The 20,167-nt window shown below is 58.0% G+C and carries 12 protein-coding genes; 8 read left to right on the forward strand and 4 right to left on the reverse strand.

From position 1 onward, the window contains the following. On the reverse strand, positions 1 to 1,799 hold a 1,799-nt coding region (locus tag DBR30_RS10590; protein ID WP_258224391.1), incomplete at its 3' end, for an alpha-mannosidase. Positions 1,800 to 1,886: 87 nt separating this feature from the next. Next, a complete protein-coding gene (gene mngA, locus DBR30_RS10595) occupies positions 1,887 to 3,833 on the reverse strand; it encodes a PTS 2-O-a-mannosyl-D-glycerate transporter subunit IIABC (protein WP_108539607.1) in 1,947 nt (648 codons plus the stop codon). Between the two features lie 247 nt (positions 3,834 to 4,080). On the opposite strand from mngA, the gene DBR30_RS10600 reads away from it, so the two are divergent. Next, entirely contained in the window at positions 4,081 to 4,800 is a 720-nt protein-coding gene (locus DBR30_RS10600) for a GntR family transcriptional regulator (RefSeq protein WP_108539604.1), read from the forward strand. Between the two features lie 127 nt (positions 4,801 to 4,927). Here the strand turns inward: DBR30_RS10600 and xseA are convergent, their stop codons facing one another. Next, positions 4,928 to 6,307 carry an exodeoxyribonuclease VII large subunit gene (xseA, locus tag DBR30_RS10605; RefSeq protein WP_108588339.1) on the reverse strand — a complete coding sequence of 460 codons (1,380 nt, stop codon included), beginning with the start codon at positions 6,305 to 6,307 and terminating at the stop codon, positions 4,928 to 4,930. Positions 6,308 to 6,616: 309 nt separating this feature from the next. Here xseA and DBR30_RS10610 point away from each other — a divergent pair, with 309 nt between their 5' ends. The 7 genes from DBR30_RS10610 (at position 6,617) to DBR30_RS10645 (ending at position 16,979) form a co-directional block, all read left to right on the forward strand. After that, on the forward strand, positions 6,617 to 7,168 hold the full coding sequence (locus tag DBR30_RS10610) for a cytochrome b (RefSeq protein WP_108539601.1): 552 nt from the start codon (positions 6,617 to 6,619) through the stop codon (positions 7,166 to 7,168). Between the two features lie 444 nt (positions 7,169 to 7,612). Next, entirely contained in the window at positions 7,613 to 9,076 is a 1,464-nt protein-coding gene (guaB, locus tag DBR30_RS10615; protein ID WP_005360033.1) for an IMP dehydrogenase, read from the forward strand. 84 nt (positions 9,077 to 9,160) lie between these two features. Beyond that, on the forward strand, positions 9,161 to 10,750 hold the full coding sequence (guaA, locus tag DBR30_RS10620) for a glutamine-hydrolyzing GMP synthase (RefSeq protein WP_019445882.1): 1,590 nt from the start codon (positions 9,161 to 9,163) through the stop codon (positions 10,748 to 10,750). Between the two features lie 379 nt (positions 10,751 to 11,129). Further along, positions 11,130 to 11,402 (forward strand): hypothetical protein, encoded by a 273-nt coding sequence (locus DBR30_RS10625; protein ID WP_042657913.1) that lies wholly within the window; start codon positions 11,130 to 11,132, stop codon positions 11,400 to 11,402. A gap of 633 nt (positions 11,403 to 12,035) precedes the next feature. Beyond that, positions 12,036 to 14,357 carry a restriction endonuclease gene (locus tag DBR30_RS10635; RefSeq protein ID WP_108539595.1) on the forward strand — a complete coding sequence of 774 codons (2,322 nt, stop codon included), beginning with the start codon at positions 12,036 to 12,038 and terminating at the stop codon, positions 14,355 to 14,357. Between the two features lie 296 nt (positions 14,358 to 14,653). Then, entirely contained in the window at positions 14,654 to 16,048 is a 1,395-nt protein-coding gene (locus DBR30_RS10640) for a leucine-rich repeat-containing protein kinase family protein (protein ID WP_108539592.1), read from the forward strand. Positions 16,049 to 16,331: 283 nt separating this feature from the next. Next, positions 16,332 to 16,979: a thiopurine S-methyltransferase gene (locus DBR30_RS10645; protein ID WP_005337003.1), complete on the forward strand. Its 648-nt coding sequence runs from the start codon at positions 16,332 to 16,334 to the stop codon at positions 16,977 to 16,979. Positions 16,980 to 17,298: 319 nt separating this feature from the next. On the opposite strand, the gene DBR30_RS10650 is transcribed toward DBR30_RS10645, so the two are convergent. Further along, positions 17,299 to 20,085, reverse strand: a complete 2,787-nt coding sequence (locus tag DBR30_RS10650) for an insulinase family protein (protein ID WP_108539589.1) — start codon at positions 20,083 to 20,085, stop codon at positions 17,299 to 17,301. Positions 20,086 to 20,167: the final 82 nt, after the last annotated feature.

The raw sequence follows: 20,167 nt of genomic DNA on the forward strand, positions 1-20,167 counted from the left end.
AGCGTGATGCGGCAGGTGACATCAAGGTGGCCGCTGCACTGGCGGTTGGCCCGCTCGGCTAGGTTGGCAGGCAAGGCCATGCGAAGCTTGAGGGTGGCGATGCTCTGCCACGCCTGATGGGTGACCTCGCGGGTCACGGCAAACTCGGTGGAGTAGCGCAGCCACTCGTCCCGCGATGGCGAGTAGTCATACTCGTCGCCATCATCGGAGCCCTCTTCGAGAGTAAGCACCTGATCAAAGGTGGTGCCGCGCAGCTTGTCCAGGATCTGCAGGGTGCCGTTGGCGTTGAGGGCGATGCGGTAAAAATCGTTCTCCAGCAGCTCGCCGCTGGCAGTCACCGGCTGCTCCAGTCCCGGCTGGTTGCCCTCGATATGCAGAGTGCAGTAACCCATGGCCGGCAGCGGATGGCAGAGCTGGATGTCGTACTCCATAAAGGGGTCGTAGTTGCCGTAGTGCACGATCTGTCTGTCCACCAGACCCGGGTCAATCTCCCGTCTGGCGCGGATAAAGTAGGGGACCGATTGGCCCGCTTCATCGCGCAGGGCAAAGGATTGGGCGCGAATGCGGATGCTGGTGTTGATCACCTCCTGACGGGCAAAAGGCATCAGGTTGAACAGGCAGAGTTTGTCGGCCACCTGTACCCCGTCTTCGCACAGCGCCACCGGCATGTTGTCGACAATCTTGCGCATGTAGAAGCGGATCAGGTTCTCGGCCATGTCATCGGCCAGAATGAAGCGGGTCATCACCTCCTGATGCACCTTGTCGCTGCAGCAGCAGCCGATGCTGTCATGGGCGTGGTTCTTCATGATCTCCTTCCACATCTTCTCAAGCAGACCATGGTGGTACTCGAAGCCGAGCGCCCAGGCGATGCTTGCCAGCGGCTCGAGGATGTTGACGATCTTGTTCTCGATTGCGGCGTGGGCCAGCTTGATGTCCATCCGGGTGGAGGAGATGGTGCGGTGTACCCGCATGTATTTGCCGTCGTTGAACTCCCCCTTGAGGGTGGCCAGCTGGTCGCGGCACGCCTCGATGCGCTCGAAGACCTGCTCGAAGCGGCTCATGTGGAATTCACGCTGGGGGTAGATCTCGCGCAGCTTGTCTATGATGGCGAAGATGTTCTGTTGCAGCGGCATCTGGTCGTGGCCGTTGGGCAGCAGGATATCTTGGGTGACAGAGGCCTTCTCCAGTACCTCGAAGTAGGATTCGAGCCGCTTGCGCAGGCCCGCTTCATCTTCCGGCAGGTACTTGCCGATGGCGTAGCCGAGCGGCAGCACCTGGGCGGTCACCTCGCTGCCATCATTGCTCTGCCAGAGGAACTCGGTCTTGTCGGTGCCGTGGCGCTCGGAGCAGCCGCGCCAGAACATGGCTCGATCTATCCCGAAGCCGTTGAAGATGTGGGGCAGCTGGGAGGACATGCCGAACGAATCGGGCAGGTAACCGATCTTCATCGGCTCGCCAAGGCTAAGGCAGTCGCGCATCCCGTAGAGCAGGTTGCGCAGGATGGACTCGCCGCTCACCTGCATGGTGTCGGTCTGGGTGTACCAGGGGCCGATGATGAGCTTGCCCGCTTCCACCAGCGCCTTCACCCGGGCCTTGTTCTCGGGCTGGATGGCAAAGTAATCCTCCAGTACCGCGGTCTGGCCGTCGAGCACGTAGAACTTGTAGTCAGGGTCGGATTCAAGACGCGCCAGGATCTCCGCCATGTTGTTGACCAGCAGGATGCGGGACTCCTCGGTGGTGAAGTACCACTCCCGATCCCAGTGCATGTGCGGCGTGATGTGAACTCGTGAAACTGTCATGACAATGATCCTTTGCTGACGCACGGCGGCCCTTGCCTGCCGTGCGGAAAAAATAGTCTGTTGAAAAAGCGGTAGTGAAGATGAGCCTTACTCTGCGGCGACCACCTGATAGGTGCCGCGCTGCATGGCGTGACGGCGCCAGCCGATCAGCACCACAGTGGAGATGAGGGTGCCCAACAGTGCCGCACCGAGCCAGACGGCGGCTGCCATCAGGGCGCCGTGTCCGCCATCGTGGAGCAGGAAGAGGGAGAAGATGCCGGCCCCCGGGGTGGAGAGACCAATCCCCATGGCTCCCACCATGGCGCCGGTGACCACCGAGCCTGCGAGGAAGGAGCCGATCACCCGGATTGGATCTTCGATGGCCATCGGAATGGCACCCTCGGTGATCCCTGCCAGCCCCAGCAGCCAGGTGGACTTGCCGGTCTCGATCTCGAAGGTCTGGAACAGGCGCGGCGCCAGCAGGGTGGAGAAGGTGACGGTAAAGGCCGAGACCATCTTGACCGCGCCGAAGATGGCGTAGGGGCCGTAGACCCCGTTGGCCATGGCGCCGAGGCAGAAGGCGTAGGCCGCCTTGTTGACCGGGCCACCCAGGTCAAACGAGCACATAAAGCCGAGCAGGGCGCCCAGTACCAGCGCATTGGTGCCGGAGAGGCCATTGAGCCACTCGGTGAGGCTGTTGTTGAGCCAGGCTACCGGCTGGCCGATGACAAACAGCATCAGGCTGCCCGCCACCAGAGTGCCGATCACCGGATAGAGGTAAAAGGTAAGAAAGCCGTTGAAGTTGGGGCTAAGGCGTACATGCTGCTTGACCCAGCGCATCAGGTAACCGGCGATAAGACCGCCTACCACCCCGCCGAGAAAACCGGAGCCAATCATGTTGGCGGCCAGTCCCGCCGCAAAGCCCGGGCCCAGCGCCGGTTTGTCTGCCAGCGAATAGGCGGTATAGGCCGCCAGCACCGGCACCATCAGGGTGCCCAGCATGCCGCCGCCCAGCTTGCGGTACATCCAGAGCCAGGAGTTCTCGGTATCAAACAGATGCTGCAGGCCGAAGATCTGGGCCAGCAGCACAGAGACGGCGAGCACGGTACCGCCCGCCACGATCAGCGGCACGGCAAAGGAGATACCACTCAGCAGCGCCTGCTTGAGCTCGGTCTTGAGGCTCACCTTCTTGACGGTTGGCGCGTCGCTCTGGCTGAGGTTTGGTTTCGGGGCTGTGCGACCACTCTTGGCCGCTTCCAGCGCCTCATTGAGGATCCGCTCGGCATGGCGGATGGGCTCGGCCACCGGCGTCTCGATACGGGGGATGCCAGCGAAACGCTCCTGCTCCTTGATGGCCACCTCGGCGGCGAAGATGCAGGCCACCGCAGCATCGAGCGCCTCTTGCGGCAAGCGATCCTCGATGCCGTTGGCACCCTGCTTCTCGACCAGTACCCGAATACCCAGCTTGCGCCCCGCCTTTTCCAGATACTCGGCGGCCATATAGGTGTGGGCGATCCCCGCCGGGCAGGCGGTGACACAGACCACAGTGGGTTTATTTGTATTTAAATTGTCTTCTTTTTCTGGTTGCTTGCCGCCATCCCCTTCACCATCGAGCAGTGCCATCAACTGTTCGGCACTTTGAGCCGCCAGCACCGCCTCGCGGGTATTGTCATCCACCAGGGCGGTGGTGAGGGTGGTGAGCAGCTGCATATGGGTGGAGCCCGCCTGATCGGTCGGGATCGCCAGCATGAAGATCAGGTTGACCGGCTCGGGGCCGTCGATCCCCTCCCAGCCCAGCTCTTCGCTCAGGGTAGCGACGGCAAAGGCCGCTTCGCGCACCGCATCGCACTTGCCGTGGGGCACCGCCAGCCCTTCGCCAAGGGCGGTGGGGCCCTGTGCCTCGCGGGCCATGACCGCGGCCAGAAAGGCGGCCTTGTCGTGCAGCTTGCCGGCCTGATCGAGCCGATCAGCCAGGGCATGAATGGCCGCATCCCGATCGGCAAACCGGGTTTGCAGCGTGATGAGATGGGGGCCGGTAAGACTGGTCAGATTCATGATGATCCTCTGTCAGGTTGGCTTGCCAGCAAGCCGTCATGGTGAAAGTGACAGCGATGCTAACAAACCGGCCGACTGATTTTTGTGAGTGGTATCATACAATTCGTTATTTGTATTGTTTTTGTATTGTTTGGTCAAGGTGATTTGTTAGGTCAAATGAGGCTGAGCCGTTTTGTCTGCCGGGTAACTGGGGTAGAATGGCGCCTCTTCCATTTATCATGGTGCAGAGCCGACGAGGTGGCCTTTCGTGTCGAAAAAACCCATGTATCGCCAGATAGCCGACACCATCCAGCAGTGGATTGCGCAAGGGGAGCTGGCCCCCGGCGATGCCCTGCCCACCGAAGCCGAGTTGCGCGAGCAGTTCGGGGTGAGCCGGGTGACGGTGCGTCAGGCCCTCAAGCAGCTGACCGAACTCAACGTCATCGAGAGCATTCAGGGCAGCGGCAGCTACGTGCGGCAGGAGAAGGTGAACTACGACATCTATCAGCTCACCAGCCTCTACGAGAAGGTGACTGATCCGGCGGCCGAGACTCACAGCGACATTCTTGCCTTCGAGGTGATCAAGGCGAGCAGCGAGCTGGCCGAGCGGCTCAATCTGCTGGAAGGGGCGCTGGTCTACTACGTCAAGCGGGTGCGCTTTATTCGCCAGATCGCGGTAACGCTGGAGGAGACCTGGATGCCGCTCGCCCTCTTCCCCGACCTCAGCTATGCGGTGATGCAGGGCTCCAAGTACCACTACATCGAAGAGGTGAAGCAGCTGGTGATCGACCGCAGCGAGCAGGAGGTCATTCCGGTGCTCCCCTCGGCGCAGGTGGTGGAGGCGCTCGGTATCGACCCCGCCAAGCCCATTATCGAGAAGGTCTCCCGCGGCTTCCTGCAAGATGGCACAGTGTTCGAGTTCAGTCGCAATTTCTTCAAGAGCGATGACTACAAGTTCACCCTGGTCGCGCGCCGCGCCAAGGGTTGAGCGGTCGCCAGCTCCCGCGATAAAAAGGCCACCACCGTGTTTGCGGTGGTGGCCTTTTTGTTTGGTTGATTAACGGGCCAGCAGCCGGGCTGGATAGCCCGTTGGCTAACAGTTTGACTCGGCTGATCTACTGCGCAGAGTCCTTGACGATCCCCTCGACCCGCACCTGCAGGCTCCCTTGCGCCAGGGTGGTGATGAGCTGATCGCCACTGTTGACCTGATCGGCGCGGCTAATGACCTCGCCGCGCGGGGTGCGAGTGATGGAGTAGCCACGACCCAGGGTGGCGAGCGGGCTCACCCCGTCGAGGCGGGCGGTGAGCATGGCGAGGCGGTGGCTCGCCAGATCCTGGCGCTTGGCAATCAGGGCATGAAGCCGCTCCTCGGCCAGCTGGTGGCGGCGCTTGCCGGCGGCCAGCAAGCGCTCCGGGCTCTTGCCCTGCAGGCGCAGTTCTAGATTGGCGAGCCGCCGCTCTCCCTGATGCAGCCGCTGGCGAAGCAGCTGCTGCAAACGGGCAGAAAGTTCGTCTAGGCGCTGGGACTGCTGTTCCAGCCGCCGCTTTGGATCCTGATGGTCGAGCCGCTTTTGCAGCAGGATGAAATCGTGGCGGGCAGCGGTCTGCTGGCGACTCATCGCCTGCAGCAGTCGCTGCTTGAGGTGGGCGAGGCGCTGGATACGGGCCTGATTGTCCGGCGCCACCAGCTCGGCGGCGGCCGACGGGGTAGGGGCGCGCAAGTCGGCGGCAAAGTCGCTGATGGTGACATCCACCTCATGGCCCACCGCGCTGATAACCGGGATGGTGGAGTGGGCAATGGCGCGCGCCACCGCCTCTTCGTTAAAGCACCAGAGATCTTCGAGCGAGCCGCCGCCGCGGCCAACGATCAGCACATCCACCTCGGCGCGCTGGTTCGCTTTGGCGATCGCCGCGACGATCTGGCTGATGGCTGCGCTGCCTTGTACCTGAGTCGGGTAGATAAAGACCGGCAGATCCGGTGCTCGCCGTTTAAGCACGGTCAGCATATCGTGCAAAGCCGCGCCGGTGGCGGAGGTGATGAGGCCCACCGCGCGCGGTTCGCGGGGCAGCGGCCGCTTGCGGCTCTCGTCAAACAGCCCCTCGGCGCCGAGGCGGCGTTTGAGCTCTTCAAAACGCAGCGCCAACACGCCGTCGCCAGCGGGCTGCATCGACTCGATGATCAGCTGGTAGTCGCCGCGCGGCTCATAGAGGGAGACCCGCGCCTGCACCAGTACCTGCATGCCATCCTGCGGGCGGAAGGCCACCCGCCGGTTGTTGCCCTTGAACATGGCGCAGCGTACCTGCGCCGACATGTCCTTAAGCGAGAAGTACCAGTGGCCGGAGCTTGGCATCGCCAGATTGGAGAGCTCGCCGGTCAGCCACACCAGCCCCAGATCCTGCTCCAGGATCATGCGCACGGCGCTGTTGAGGCGGGTGACGGTAAAGACCTGCTGCTCGCGGCCGTTCGCCGCACTGGATGGGGTAAATCGGTTCAAAGGCGTACCTGTGGTCTGCTCCGGCAGCGCCGGGATAAAACGATAGCCGCTATCTTAACCCGAAACTGGGGGAGTGCGCTAAACAGGAGGTGCCTGCAGATCCCGGCACGCGAGCACAAAGGGATGAGTGGCCGGTCAGGGCCAGCAGCAGAAAAGCAAGATTGGAAACGCAGCCATTTATCCGGACAGGCAGTATGTCTCCCGACAAAAGCCCTCGCTATTGCCCGCATCGGGCCACTTTTTGCCGTTGATATTCAGGGTTCCGCGACCTTGACCACCTTTTACCCACCCCCCTGTTTGGAGTAGCTCATGAATTCCTCGATCCCGTTAAGTTTGACGACCCGCTTGCTGCACTGGTCGGTCGCCTTGCTGATGATTGGCTTGACCCTGCTGGGTTATCTGATGGTGAAATTTGAAATATGGGATCTCTACGCCCTGCATAAATCCCTGGGAGTCATTGCACTGGTCTTGATCCTGCCACGCGCCATTATCCGCCTTGGCAAAGGGTGGCCGACGCCAGTTCGCCAATATCCCGCTTACGAGGCATTGGCTGCCAAGGCGATACATTGGGGATTGCTTGTTTCAACCCTGCTTATTCCGGTTTCAGGTCTCTGCTATTCCGGCGCGGCCGGGCGTGGCGTTGCCCTGTTTGGCTGGTTTATTATCCCGATGAATCCAGATATCAATGATCCTGCCAATGTTATTCCATACAGTGAATCCATTCGGGATATTGCCCATGCCGTCCATGTTTACTTGCCCTATATCATGCTGGCCCTGTTGCTGGTGCATATTGTCGGGGCGTTGAAACATCATCTTCTGGATAAAGATAATACCTTACTGCGGATGGTGGGGCGAAAATAATAAAGAGAGGCAACCCTTGTTGTGCCGGGAAATATATATTGGCAGCGGGCGAAATTTATTATCCAGACCGAGCAAAGGACATTGAGAAGAGAATGATACCGGTGCGAGTGGTCGCCGCGAGGGCAAGAGACAATACAAGGACACAAGATAAGGGGAGGGTGGTCAGAGGCCGCTTGCCCCCTGAGCCCCTGTCGATCATCTCGTTGCATGGAGGTTGGGCTGCGTCGGCACCTACCGGTTTTGCATAAATCACCGGTTAGCCAACTCTTTTGCCCCGAAATGGCGCTTTTCGTACTGATAATCTTGGTTTTTTGGCGTTTTGGCCGCCTAAAAGAGGGCTATGCCATAAAAAATTCAAAAAACTTCTTTACCAGTGACCAATGCGTGAGTAAACTTCGTCGGCAATATTTTACACCCCCACTTCCTCAACGGTGAGATATTGCCATGCTCAGGATTGCCAAAGAAGCGTTAACCTTCGACGATGTACTGTTGGTTCCCGCCCACTCCGAAGTTCTTCCCAATACTGCCGATCTGCGTACCAAGCTGACCTCCGCCATCAGCTTGAACATTCCGATGATCTCCGCTGCCATGGACACAGTGACCGAAGCCCGTCTGGCTATCGCACTGGCCCAGGAAGGCGGTATCGGCTTTATCCACAAGAACATGTCCATCGAGCAGCAGGCTGCTGAAGTGCGGAAGGTCAAGAAGTACGAGAGCGGCGTGGTCACTGACCCTGTCACCGTGCGCCCTGACATGACCATCGCCCAAATCAAGGAGCTGAGCCACAAGAACGGCTTCGCCGGTTACCCCGTGGTGACTGACGGCAATCAGCTGGTCGGTATCATCACCGGCCGTGATGTGCGCTTCGTGATTGACCTCTCCCAGACCGTTGAACAGATCATGACCCAGAAAGATCGTCTGGTCACCGTGCGTGAAGGGGCCCCTCGTGAAGAGGTGGTTGCCCTGATGCAAAAGCACCGTATCGAAAAAGTGCTGGTGGTGAACGCCGACTTCAAACTCAAGGGCATGATCACCGTTAAAGATTTCCAGAAAGCCGAGCGCAAGCCGCACGCCTGTAAAGATGACAAGGGTCGTCTGCGGGTCGGTGCTGCGGTCGGTGCCGGTGCCGGTAACGAAGAGCGCGTTGCTGCGCTGGTGGAAGCCGGTGTTGACGTGCTGCTGATCGACTCCTCCCACGGCCACTCTCAGGGCGTACTGGATCGCATCAAGGCTACTCGCGACGCCTATCCGGATCTGCAGATTATCGGTGGCAACGTGGCGACCGCCGCGGGCGCCAAGGCGCTGGCTGCTGCCGGTGTCAACGCCGTCAAGGTCGGTATCGGCCCGGGCTCCATCTGTACTACCCGTATCGTGACCGGCGTGGGCGTGCCCCAGATCACCGCCATCTCCGACGCCGTTGACGCGCTGGAAGGCACCGGTATTCCGGTGATTGCCGATGGTGGTATCCGCTTCTCCGGCGACATCGCCAAGGCCATTGCCGCGGGCGCCAGCTGCGTCATGGTAGGTTCCATGTTCGCCGGTACTGAAGAAGCGCCGGGCGAGATCGAGCTCTATCAGGGTCGCTCCTTCAAATCCTACCGTGGTATGGGTTCCTTGGGCGCCATGTCCAAAGGCTCCAGCGACCGCTACTTCCAGACCGACAATGCCGCCGACAAGCTGGTGCCGGAAGGGATCGAAGGCCGCGTGCCGTACAAGGGTCGCCTCAAAGAGATCATCCACCAGCAGATGGGCGGCCTGCGCTCCTCCATGGGCCTGACCGGCAGCGCCACCATCGACGACATGCGCACCAAAGCTGAATTCGTGCGCATCTCCGGCGCCGGGATGAAAGAGTCCCACGTCCACGATGTGACCATTACCAAAGAAGCCCCCAACTATCGGATGGGCTGATAAAACGGGGCCCTGCGCCCCGTTTTTCCACCCTTTTTTTATCCCGTGCCCTTTGTGACAACATCAGCCTGATGCAGGAATAAAATGACTAAAGACATTCACCAGCACCGTATCCTTATCCTCGACTTCGGTTCCCAGTACACCCAGCTGATCGCCCGCCGCGTGCGCGAAATCGGCGTCTACTGCGAACTGTGGGCCTGGGACGTAACCGAAGAGCAGATCCGCGAATTCAATCCGAGCGGCATCATCCTCTCCGGCGGCCCCGAGTCCGTCACCGAAGCGGGCAGCCCGCGTGCCCCCGAGTATGTGTTCAACGCCGGTGTCCCTGTGTTCGGCATCTGCTATGGCATGCAGACCATGGCCGAGCAGCTGGGTGGCAAGGTGCAATCCTCTACCGAGCGTGAATTCGGTTACGCCAAGGTGGAAGTGCTGGGCGAAGCTGGCAAGAGCAGCGCCCTCTTGCGCAATATCGAAGATGCCATCGCCGACAACGGCAACGCCCTGCTGGATGTCTGGATGAGCCACGGTGACAAGGTCACCACCATTCCGGCCGACTTCACCACCATCGCCCAAACCCCGACCTGCCCCCACGCGGCCATGGCGTGTGAGGCCAAGCGCTTCTACGGCGTGCAGTTCCACCCGGAAGTGACCCACACCCGTCAGGGTGCCCGCATGCTGGAGCACTTCGTCAAAGACATCTGCGGCTGCGAATGCCTCTGGACCCCGGCCACCATCATCGACGACGCCGTCGCCCGTATCCGCGAGCAGGTGGGTGACGATGAAGTGATCCTCGGCCTCTCCGGCGGTGTCGACTCCTCCGTGGTTGCCATGCTGGTGCACCGCGCCATCGGCGATCGCCTCACCTGCGTCTTCGTGGACAACGGTCTGCTGCGTCTGAACGAAGGCGAGCAGGTGATGGAGATGTTTGGTGACCACTTTGGTCTCAACATCATCAAGGTTGAAGCCGAAGAGCGCTTCCTCTCTGCCCTGGCCGGTGTTGACGAGCCGGAAGCCAAGCGCAAGATCATCGGCCGCGTCTTCGTCGAAGTGTTTGATGATGAAGCGAAAAAGCTGAAAAATGCCAAGTGGCTGGCACAAGGCACCATCTATCCGGACGTTATCGAATCCGCTGCCAGCAAGACCGGCAAGGCCCACGTTATCAAGTCTCACCACAACGTCGGCGGCCTGCCGGAAGAGATGAAAATGGGTCTGGTCGAGCCGCTGCGCGAGCTGTTCAAAGATGAAGTGCGCCGCGTCGGCCTCGAGCTGGGTCTGCCCTACGACATGCTCTACCGTCACCCGTTCCCGGGCCCGGGTCTGGGCGTGCGCGTCCTTGGCGAAGTGAAGAAAGAGTACTGCGATATTCTGCGCCGCGCCGATGCGGTCTTTATCGAAGAGCTGCGCAAAGCCGACCTCTACAACCAGGTCAGCCAGGCGTTCGCCGTGTTCCTGCCGGTGCGCTCCGTTGGCGTGATGGGCGATGGTCGCAAATATGACTGGGTCATTGCGCTTCGCGCCGTCGAAACCATCGACTTTATGACCGCCCACTGGGCTCACCTGCCGTACGACTTCCTCGGTCACGTATCGAACCGCATCATCAACGAGATCAACGGTATCTCCCGCGTGGTGTACGACGTCTCCGGCAAGCCGCCCGCAACCATCGAATGGGAATAAGCGGCTCGCGCCCTTCTGCCCTTAGAGCATAAAAATGCAAAAAGACGCCCTTGAGGCGTCTTTTCTTTTCTCAATCGTTTGCGCCACATATCTTCTTTTTTCGAGCAGCTTTTTCGCCACCTTGCCCCTGTCATATGTGACAGGGGCATTTTTGCCATCCCGCACTAGGCTCTCTCATGCCAATTGAGCCCGCTGTCAACAGCGGCTTGTGGCAAGGGGGAGGGCTGATCCAGTTGCAGATAGCTGCGCAAATTTGCTCATCGTCATCGCGCCAACCGGCAGTGATGACACCCCGGTGGAGACCGGAAACCACTTGAATCAACGGGGCGCAGCCCGAACGGCCAAACGAGTCGGGATCATAGAGCACGGAGAGTTCGATATGTCAGAACAAGCAGTGTTGGTGGGTGGATGGACCGCATATCACAAGCTGACCGCCGAGGATCAGGCGGTATTTGATCAGGCGCTGAAAGGATTTGTCGGGGTGCAGTATGTACCCTTTGAAGTCGCCACCCAGGTGGTGGCTGGCACCAACTACCGCTTCAAGTGCAAGAGCACTGTACCGCTTGCCAAACCGATCCATGGCGAAGCCGTGGTACAGATCTTCAAATCACTGGACGGGGATGCCCATATCACCTCCATCACCCCGATCTGATAGGATTGCGGGCAGGGCGGGGAGGGGTAACGCTCACAACCGGTTTACCGCCAACCTCACTAATAAGAAAGACGCCCGAGGGCGTCTTTTCTTTCCACACCCAAGCACTAATGCCCCCCTGTTTTTATTTGCTCGTTCTAGCCAAAAAATGTAACTAATTTGTTGATCTTGAATGTGAAATTTCAATTTTCACTCTTCCCTATGCCGGTTTAGTTGTTAACATAACCACTTAGTAGCTATCTTGTCGAAGCCACGAATTTACTAGGCCAGAGTAAGGCCACAGGTGATGTGTCTACAGAATGAGAGTTGTAATTAAGGGGCAGTAGGTATGTCTGATGAGAGGATTAAACGAGTGGCTATACGTAACCAAAGATGGTGATTTTCCTAAGTTCTGCAGGAGTGATGCCTTCTCGATGCAGGATTCATTGCCAACCTTAATGAAGTCGGTTTGCCTTCAATCACCGTTGAGAGGTACAGCCCATGGGTGACCAAAGTGCAGATAAACATCGTTATTAAGGGTGAAGACCGTCGTAATCAGTTCAAGGCAGAGACCATCAATTTTGATGTCTTGGTAGCCGTAATCGTTGAGTTTAGAACTTCCGTTGGAGGACGTATTTTAATTGGCACAGCAGCATGAATTATGACTTCAGAAATCTATCCCCCGTAGATTTTGAAGATCTCGTTAGGGATCTTATTGGGGCAGAAGAGGGGCTTCGCTTCGAAGCATTTTGTGCGGGACCAGATAGTGGTATTGATGGCCGACACTCAAATGCCAATGGGAATGTAATTCTACAGGCGAAGCATTATGAGGGTTCACCGTTCAGTAAGCTGGCGGCCACCATGAAGCGTGAACGTTTGTCGATCAATAAGCTCAGTCCTTCTCGATATATTCTAGCGACCACTTGTAAATTCACTCCTGCCAGCAAGGGGAAGCTTTCTACGATCATAGGTTCAAGCTTGAAGTCCGAATCGGATATTTTTGGGCCAGAAGACATCAATGCCCTGCTTAGGAAGTATCCTGATATTCTCAAGTCGCATATCAAATTGTGGCTATCAGGTACGGCTATTCTGGAGCAAGTCATACGTGCGGCAGCATATACCTTTGCTTCATGTACGAGAGAAGAGATCGAGCAGAAAGTTCGGGTGTATGCATCAAATCCTAGTTTCGACGAGTCACTGGTTACGCTAGAAAAATATCGACTTCTTATCATTTCTGGGCCACCGGGTGTTGGCAAAACGACTTTGGCTGAAATGCTTTGCTACACCTTCCTAAGTGAACAGTGGGAGCTAGTTCCCATTCGTAGTCTGGAGGATGGCTTCGCCGCTATCACCGACAGCAAAAAACAGGTCTTTTTCTTTGATGACTTCCTTGGGAAGGTTGCACTCGATCGGCAAGCTTTATCTCATAAAGACTCCGATCTGGCACGTTTCATGAACCGTGTTCGTCGCTCACCGAATGCTCTTTTTATTCTGACGACGAGGGGCTATATATTTGAGGAGGCTCGAAGAGTCTCTGAATATCTCGGTGATCCGAACCTCGATGTAACTAAGTATGTACTAGATGTTGGCATTTATACCCGCCGTATAAAGGCTCGGATTTTATACAATCATCTTTTTGTGTCAGCGACACCGTTATCGCATATTAGTGCTTTGTTGGAAAGCAATAAACTAGCTGAGATTGTTGATCACAAAAACTATAATCCACGAGTCATTGAAGCTATGACCGATATATTACGTATCGGTGATATCGAACCCGCAAATTATCCCATGGCTTTTATAGGTGCCTTGAACAATCCCAGCCAGATTTGGGATACAGCCTTCCGCACGCACATTGATGATCGATGCAGGCACTTGCTGATAACGATGTTTTTCCTCACAGAATATGGAGTACCTCTCGCAACTCTTCGTTCATCTTACGATCATCTGCATAACGTAATGAGCGTCGCTTATGGTCAAGCTCACGGGCCTAAAGATTTCGAAGAAGCTCTTCGAATTTTGGAAGGTAGCTTCATCAGCATCGTTAATATCGGTGTACCGAGAGTCTTTTTTATCAATCCTTCACTCAAGGATTATCTTTCAACCTACCTGCAGGACCCCGGTCTTCTTGTTCGCCTTGTGCCCGCTGCGGCTTCAATTGATTGGCTGTCGCGACTTTGGGACTTCGTACATCCACATGGGCTCAGCGAAGGAGACCAAGCGAATATTGCCATAGCTTGTTTAGGTATGCTGGAGATGATAGAAACGCGTCAACACTGGCGTCCGAAAGCTGGGTATCCTCAAACTCTCGAATACAACGATGCCGCAAACTCCAAGCGGCTTCGAATTCTTATGGATTGGTGGCTGCTCACGAATGAACAGCGGTTTGCAGATAGCCTCATGAATATTGCCCGAAACCCTCAAAATGGCTTTGGAGCATGGTCGGATGGGGAGGCTCTGCTCGACCTCTTTTGTTGGTTGAGTGATAGAGGGGGTGACCGAGCGTTCATTTATAAAGCCGAATTACTAGAACTCATTGAAAAGGCGCTTATGGACACTATACGTTGGAGTTCAAGTGATATGCTCACCACGTTTGTCGATATGGTGGATGCAGCAAGTGGGATGCCTGTTAGCATTACTCTTGCCTTGCAGGACGCGGTTCTCGAAGAGTTCAAGGATAATGCAAGCCGTATTCGTGACGATGATAGTGAGTCCTCTCTGTCAGATAGGATTGATGCTCTGAAAAAGTTCGCACCACGCTTTGGAGTACCGGATAAGGTGTTGCATAGCGCGATTTCAGCTATAGAGGAGCGTATAGGAGAGATTGAAGACCTGAGTTGTCAGAGCACCTCTCCGAATTTCTCGTCTACGAACAAGCATGAAAGTGACACGTTTGATGACATTGCTCTTCGAGATCTTTTCGCTCCTCTCCTTGAGCGCTATGCAAAACTCATTTCGTACTTTTGGCTATTGCCGTAGCCGTAGCCGTAGCCGTAGCCGTAGGGTGCAATGAAATTGCACCGCTAATTTGGCGTCCAATCCCTCGTGCAAAAGCCGCGCTGCAAACGGTGCAATGCACTTATTGTACCCTACGTCTCTTCGTCAATTTGCTGAGGTGGTGTGGCTGAGCCCCGAGCTTCGCCAAAGCAACAAAAGGGGCGATCTGAGCCCCGAATTCTTTATAATGCCCCCCTTTAAAACCGCCGGACCCGGGTTCGGCGCGCGCTGGTGGCTGGCTAGGTCATCAGGCAGATCATCAGGATTGAGAAACGGTTATGCATACTCTGGAACAGCTGCGCGCAGGTGAACTGTGCGGTGCCCGCCATCTGAAGCTTTGTGAAAACCTGACGGAGTTCCCCACCGAGATTTTGAGCCTGAAAGAGACGCTGGAGGTGCTGGATCTCACCGGCAACCAGCTGAGCGCGCTCCCTGACGAGCTGGCCGGATTTGGCAAACTGCGCATCATCTTCTGCTCCGAAAACCGCTTTACCGAGCTGCCCGAGGTGCTAGGGCGCTGCCCGGCGCTTACTATGGTGGGCTTTAAGGCCAACCAGATCGTCACAGTTTCGGCCAAAGCGCTGCCTGCGGGTTTGCGCTGGTTGATCCTGACCGACAATGCGGTGGAACAGTTGCCGGATGAATTGGGCCAGTGCGATGCCCTGCAAAAGCTGATGCTGGCGGGCAACTGCCTGCGCGAGCTGCCGGTGAGCCTTGCCAACTGCCGCAATCTGGAGCTGCTGCGCATCGCCGCCAACCGCATCGAACGCTTCCCCGAGTGGCTGCTGGCGCTGCCGCTCCTTTCCTGGCTTGCCTACTCAGGCAACCCCTTTAGCGAAGGGGAGGAGGCGCGGGCCATCGATGATGCCCATGTCACGCCTCTTGCCTGGGAGACGCTGGCGCTGGGCGAGCTGCTGGGGCAGGGAGCATCCGGCGTTATCCATCGCGCCACTATTTTTGATGACATGGTTGGTGACATGGCTGATGAGAGCGCCGATGAGGTGATTCAGGCGAGCGACAGAGCTGATGCCAGTCAGGTGGCGGTCAAGCTGTTCAAGGGGGCGGTGACCAGCGATGGGCTGCCCCGCTGCGAGATGGCGGCATCGCTGGCGGCGGGCACTCATCCCAACCTTATCAAGGTGATAGGCAAGGTGGCGGATCACCCCTCCGGTATTCCGGCGCTGGTGATGGAGCTGATCGACCCGGCCTTTGCCAATCTGGCCGGGCCGCCGAGCCTGGACTCCTGCACCCGGGATATCTATCCCGAGGGGCTGCGCCTCTGTGTGCCGGATGCGCTGGCGATGGCCCACGGCATCGCCTCGGTGGCGGGCCATCTGCACCGCGCGGGCATCATGCACGGGGATCTCTACGGTCACAATATCCTGTTTGCCCGTGGGTCTGACGCACCGGCTCGCGCCCTGCTGGGGGATTTTGGCGCGGCTTCCTTATATGACCGCTGCGACCGCGAGCGGGCCGTGGGCCTTGAGCGACTGGAAGTGCGCGCCTTTGGTTGCCTGCTGGAGGAGCTGTTGGCCCATTGCGATACGCAAGACTCACCGCTTGATGGGTTGCATCAGCTCAAAGCGGCCTGCCTCTCGGAACTCCCCGCCGATCGTCCCGATTTTGCTTATATCGAGCGCCAGCTGGCGGCCGCTCGCGCCACACTGTCGTGATCTTTCTGGTGTTGGCAGGCACGAGTTGGCCTGCCAACGTCATTCCTTTTATTCATTCATCGCCATACACCCATGACGTTTTTGCATGGGTTGGTATGCCACTGCCCGTCATAAACGTACCCAATAGCGCCGATTGCGACAGCGAGGCGCAGGGCAAGGTGACGTCCCATCATTCGCCCGATAACACGCTGAGACTTCGCGGCAAAAAGGGGAGGGCAGAGGGTTGCGCGGTGCCGGTTAAGTTGTGATATTGAGGCATCTTTAGTACAGAAGGGTAATAACGATGGAAGCTGCGTTTTGGCATCAGCGTTGGGAAGAGAACCGTATTGGCTTTCATCAGGCGGACTTCAACCACTGGCTGCAATCCTGGTGGTCAGCCCAGCAAGCGGACGAGCCGGTGCTGGTTCCCCTGTGCGGCAAGTCCCGCGACATGCTCTGGCTGAGCGCTCAGGGCCATCCGGTCGACGGTTTCGAGCTATCGAGCCTTGCCGTCAGTCAGTTCTTCAGTGAAAACCAGCTCGCCGCGACCGTCAGCGAAGTGGGCCCTTATCAGTGCCATCAGGTGGACAGCCTGCGCATTTTTCAGGGGGATTTTTTCGCCGCCCCCAGTCTAGGTCGCCGTTACCGGCTGGTCTATGACCGCGCGGCTTTGATCGCCCTGCCGACCGCGATGCGCCGCCAGTATGCAGCCCTGATCAGTTCGCTGGTCGAGACCGGTGGCCAGATCCTGCTGGTGACCCTCGAATATCAGCCTGAGCAGCAGAGTCAGCCCCCCTTCTCGGTGGGTGAGATGGAGGTGCGAGCCCTGTTCGAGCGCGATTTTCGTATCGAGGTGCTGGGGCGCGCTGCTGAGGTGGATCACCCGCGGGTGCTGTCGGGTCAGCTCTCCTACTTCGATGAGGTGGCCTACCGGTTGGTTCGCCGTGGCTAACGGCAGGCAAAGGGTGATCTGCGCCGACAAATCGTCGGGCTACGCGCTCTTCGCTACCTCCTTTGACGTAGATCAACGTGATTGGCGGGGGGAGTGCCTAATATGAGGCTGTTTCTCAATCACTGTTGGCATTGCAAAGCGAGTATCGGGTCTTTCCCGCTTGCTGATCAGCAACTCAGTGTCTGATTTTCACGCTCATGTTCACTTTTGGCGGCTTTGGTCGCAATTGTTATGGTTTTTCCAGCCGACCCTGATGGGTCGGCTTTTTATTGCCTGCGATTTACCGTGGGCAGGAAAAACGGGGGAGTGCGAGGCCTGATCAGGCCTCGAAGGTGGCGGCATTGAGCCGAAATGCCCGTGGATCGTCGATAAACTGGCCGGTGATCCGCTCGTCATGTTCGTGCCCCTGACCATAGCTGCAGAGGATCAGCCGATCGGAGGTGCGCGAACGCAGTTGGGTGATAAAGCGCACCAGATCGGCGCGGCTCAACTTGCCCACCTCGTCGCAGACCCGCTCCCGCTGATCGAAACCCAGATCCTTGTTGCCGATGCTGACCCACAGCCGCTGGCCGCGACTGCGCAGATTGGCATCCCGCTCGCTCAGCTGGGCTTGCAGTCCCGCCTTGCTCTCCTGCCACTGCTGTTCGGTGAATTCGAGCATGGCGAGCGGGAAGAGGTCGATAAACTCCTCCACCGCATCGAGCAGGATCTGCGGCCCCGCCACCGGTGACTGGATATAGAAGATCAGGCCCGGATGGCGATTGAGGGGCAGGTTACCGGCGCCCACCACATACCCCAGTTGCTGACGGGTACGCAGCTCGTGGAAGAAGGTGGAGGACATGATGTGGTTCGCCAGAGTGAAGCAGGCGAGATCCCGCGCCCGGGTGGTGCGGGACTGGTAGTAGACCAGCAGTGCCGAGTCCTCGTGATCGCAACCCTGCTCGCGAATAAGGGTGCCCCTGTCCTGAATGGAGATGAGCGGGCGGCGTGTCTCGCCACTCGGCTTGCTGCTGGTGCCATTGATATCGCTCAGGTGGCGCTCCATCAGAGCGGCAAGCTCCAGCGCTTCGGCGGCAGTCCAGTCGCCATGTACCAGCGCCTCGACATGCACCTCGCCAAACAGTTGGGCCACGAAGCCGGGCATCTCCTCCAGCTCTACCGTGCGCAGGTGGCGCAGCAACTGCTCGAACGGCGGGTTGTTGGGTTGCAGCAAACTGGTGAGCTGGTTGAAGAGCTGGGAGATGGGGCGCGCCTTGGACTGGTTGTCCCAGTTGCGGATGAGCTGCTCCTTGATCTCGGCAAAGCGACCCGGATCCGGATACCCCAGGGTGCGGTTGCCGAGGATCATGTCGAGCAACAGCGGCTGCTTGTCGGCAAAGCCGCTCAGGTTGATGGTAAAGCCCCCCTGATGGGCATAGATCTGGTAACCCAGCCCCGCCAGCTCCGCCGGATAGGTGAGGGCGTTGAGGTGGTCTGCCAACAGCTCCACGGCGAGGCGCGCCATGGCGATATTGCGCGGATTTTTGACCGCATGTTCGCTGTCGATGGAGATATAGAGATTGCCCTTTGGCACGCTAAACAGGTGCTCATGGAGGTGCCAGAGGCGAAAACCGGGGCGATCGATAAGGCAGGCGGGCATGTCGGCGGCAAGCTCGGGCGTGCGAGGATCGAGTCGGCTGCTGATAAAGGGGTTGGGCTTGGGCAGCGCCAGCGCCGAGTCCGGCTCGCTCTGTTGCCAGCGAATTTTCTCGGCCTCGGTAATGGTCGCCACGCTGTAGGGGGTCTGATACCAGCGGGCCAGCCGATCGGTTGCCACTTCCGGCGCAGTGATGGTGATGCGCAGGTTGTGCGGGGTGAGCTTGGCGAGGAAGCGGCGGATCAGCCCCTCGTCATATTCGCGCATCATGTAGTCGCCGTAGAGCAGATCCTCAGGTTTGTAGCTAAAGAGGTTGAGCACTAGCCCCGACACCGTATCGAGGGGGCGGCCACGCTCTTGAAAGCGGAACGCCGACTCGAGTACGGTCCGTTTTTCGTCGTAGCGCCAGCTATGCAGCCCTTCGCTGCCAATCAGTTTCAGATAGCCAAACAGGGCGGCAAGGATGTCGTCCACATGCTCAAGGCCCAGAGGGGTCAGGCCGAAGTTGACGCCAAAATCCTTGAAGTTGGCGCCGCTGATGCCGCCGCCCGCCGAGAGCTGGTTGACCCAGCCTTTCGCCTTGAGCAGGGAGAGCAGGCTGCCATCCCCCTCGTAGCCAATCAGATGGCTCAGGAAGGTGAGCGGCTTTTTGTCGTAAAACTCGTCCACATTGGGCAGGGGGAAGCTCAGCGACAGCTTGCGGGTCTCCTTGACCGGATTGATGTGGATGCGCACGCCGAGATCATCGAGCCGATAGAGTGGCATGGTGAGGGCCGGGGTTCCCAAATTGCGATTCAAAATGGGAGCAAAATAGCGACAGCACCACTGCAACTGGGTATCGATGGATTGTGGCGAGATCATCACCAGCGCCATGCGATCCGCGCTGTAGTGGCTTTCGTAAAAACGGATAAGGTCGGAGCGCAGATCCCGCCCCGGCAGATCGGCCAGGGTATCGAGGTTGCCTACCGAGAATTTGGAGAAGGGGTGCGCCGGGTTGACCGTCTCTTTGTGCACCTGATAGCTGCGGCGCATGTCGTCCTGCAGCTTGAGGCGATACTCGGAGTCGACCGCGTTGCGCTCCTTGTCCACCCACTTCGGATCAAAGGTGGGGCAGATAAAGAACTGGGAGAAGCGATCCAACCCAGCTTCGAAGAAGCCGTTGTCGATCTCGAAGAAGAAGTTGGTGAATTCGGTGCCGGTCCAGGCGTTGTTGCTGCCGCCATGACGGCTCATAAATTGCTGGTACTCACCAGGCTTGGGGTAGGTGCAGGTGCCGAGAAACAGCATGTGCTCCAGAAAATGGGCCATTCCCTGCCGGTCGGCGGGATCGTCAAAATGGCCGGTATTGACTGCCAGAGAAGCGGCGGATTTGTCGGTGTCGGGATCACAAATCAACAAGACCCTGAGCCGGTTGGCCAGCTCCAGAAAATGGTATTGCCGATGGTCATTGGGACTGGCATATGGGCTCATTGGCGTGTGACTCACGTTGGATTTATTTGAATTTAAACATGATTATCGACCCCGCTATCCCGTCAGGCAAACCCTTTTCTGA

The organism is Aeromonas sp. HMWF017, from assembly GCF_003061465.1.
GTDB lineage: Bacteria > Pseudomonadota > Gammaproteobacteria > Enterobacterales > Aeromonadaceae > Aeromonas > Aeromonas veronii.

Excerpts from the sequence above, each read along its gene's own strand:
- mngA (WP_108539607.1), bottom strand. The coding sequence starts at position 3,833 with ATGAATCTGACCAGTCTTACCGGCCCCCATCTCATCACGCTGCAAACC.
- DBR30_RS10610 (WP_108539601.1), top strand. The coding sequence starts at position 6,617 with ATGAATTCCTCGATCCCGTTAAGTTTGACGACCCGCTTGCTGCACTGG.
- guaB (WP_005360033.1), top strand. The coding sequence starts at position 7,613 with ATGCTCAGGATTGCCAAAGAAGCGTTAACCTTCGACGATGTACTGTTG.
- guaA (WP_019445882.1), top strand. The coding sequence starts at position 9,161 with ATGACTAAAGACATTCACCAGCACCGTATCCTTATCCTCGACTTCGGT.
- DBR30_RS10625 (WP_042657913.1), top strand. The coding sequence starts at position 11,130 with ATGTCAGAACAAGCAGTGTTGGTGGGTGGATGGACCGCATATCACAAG.
- DBR30_RS10635 (WP_108539595.1), top strand. The coding sequence starts at position 12,036 with ATGAATTATGACTTCAGAAATCTATCCCCCGTAGATTTTGAAGATCTC.
- DBR30_RS10640 (WP_108539592.1), top strand. The coding sequence starts at position 14,654 with ATGCATACTCTGGAACAGCTGCGCGCAGGTGAACTGTGCGGTGCCCGC.
- DBR30_RS10645 (WP_005337003.1), top strand. The coding sequence starts at position 16,332 with ATGGAAGCTGCGTTTTGGCATCAGCGTTGGGAAGAGAACCGTATTGGC.
- DBR30_RS10650 (WP_108539589.1), bottom strand. The coding sequence starts at position 20,085 with ATGAGCCCATATGCCAGTCCCAATGACCATCGGCAATACCATTTTCTG.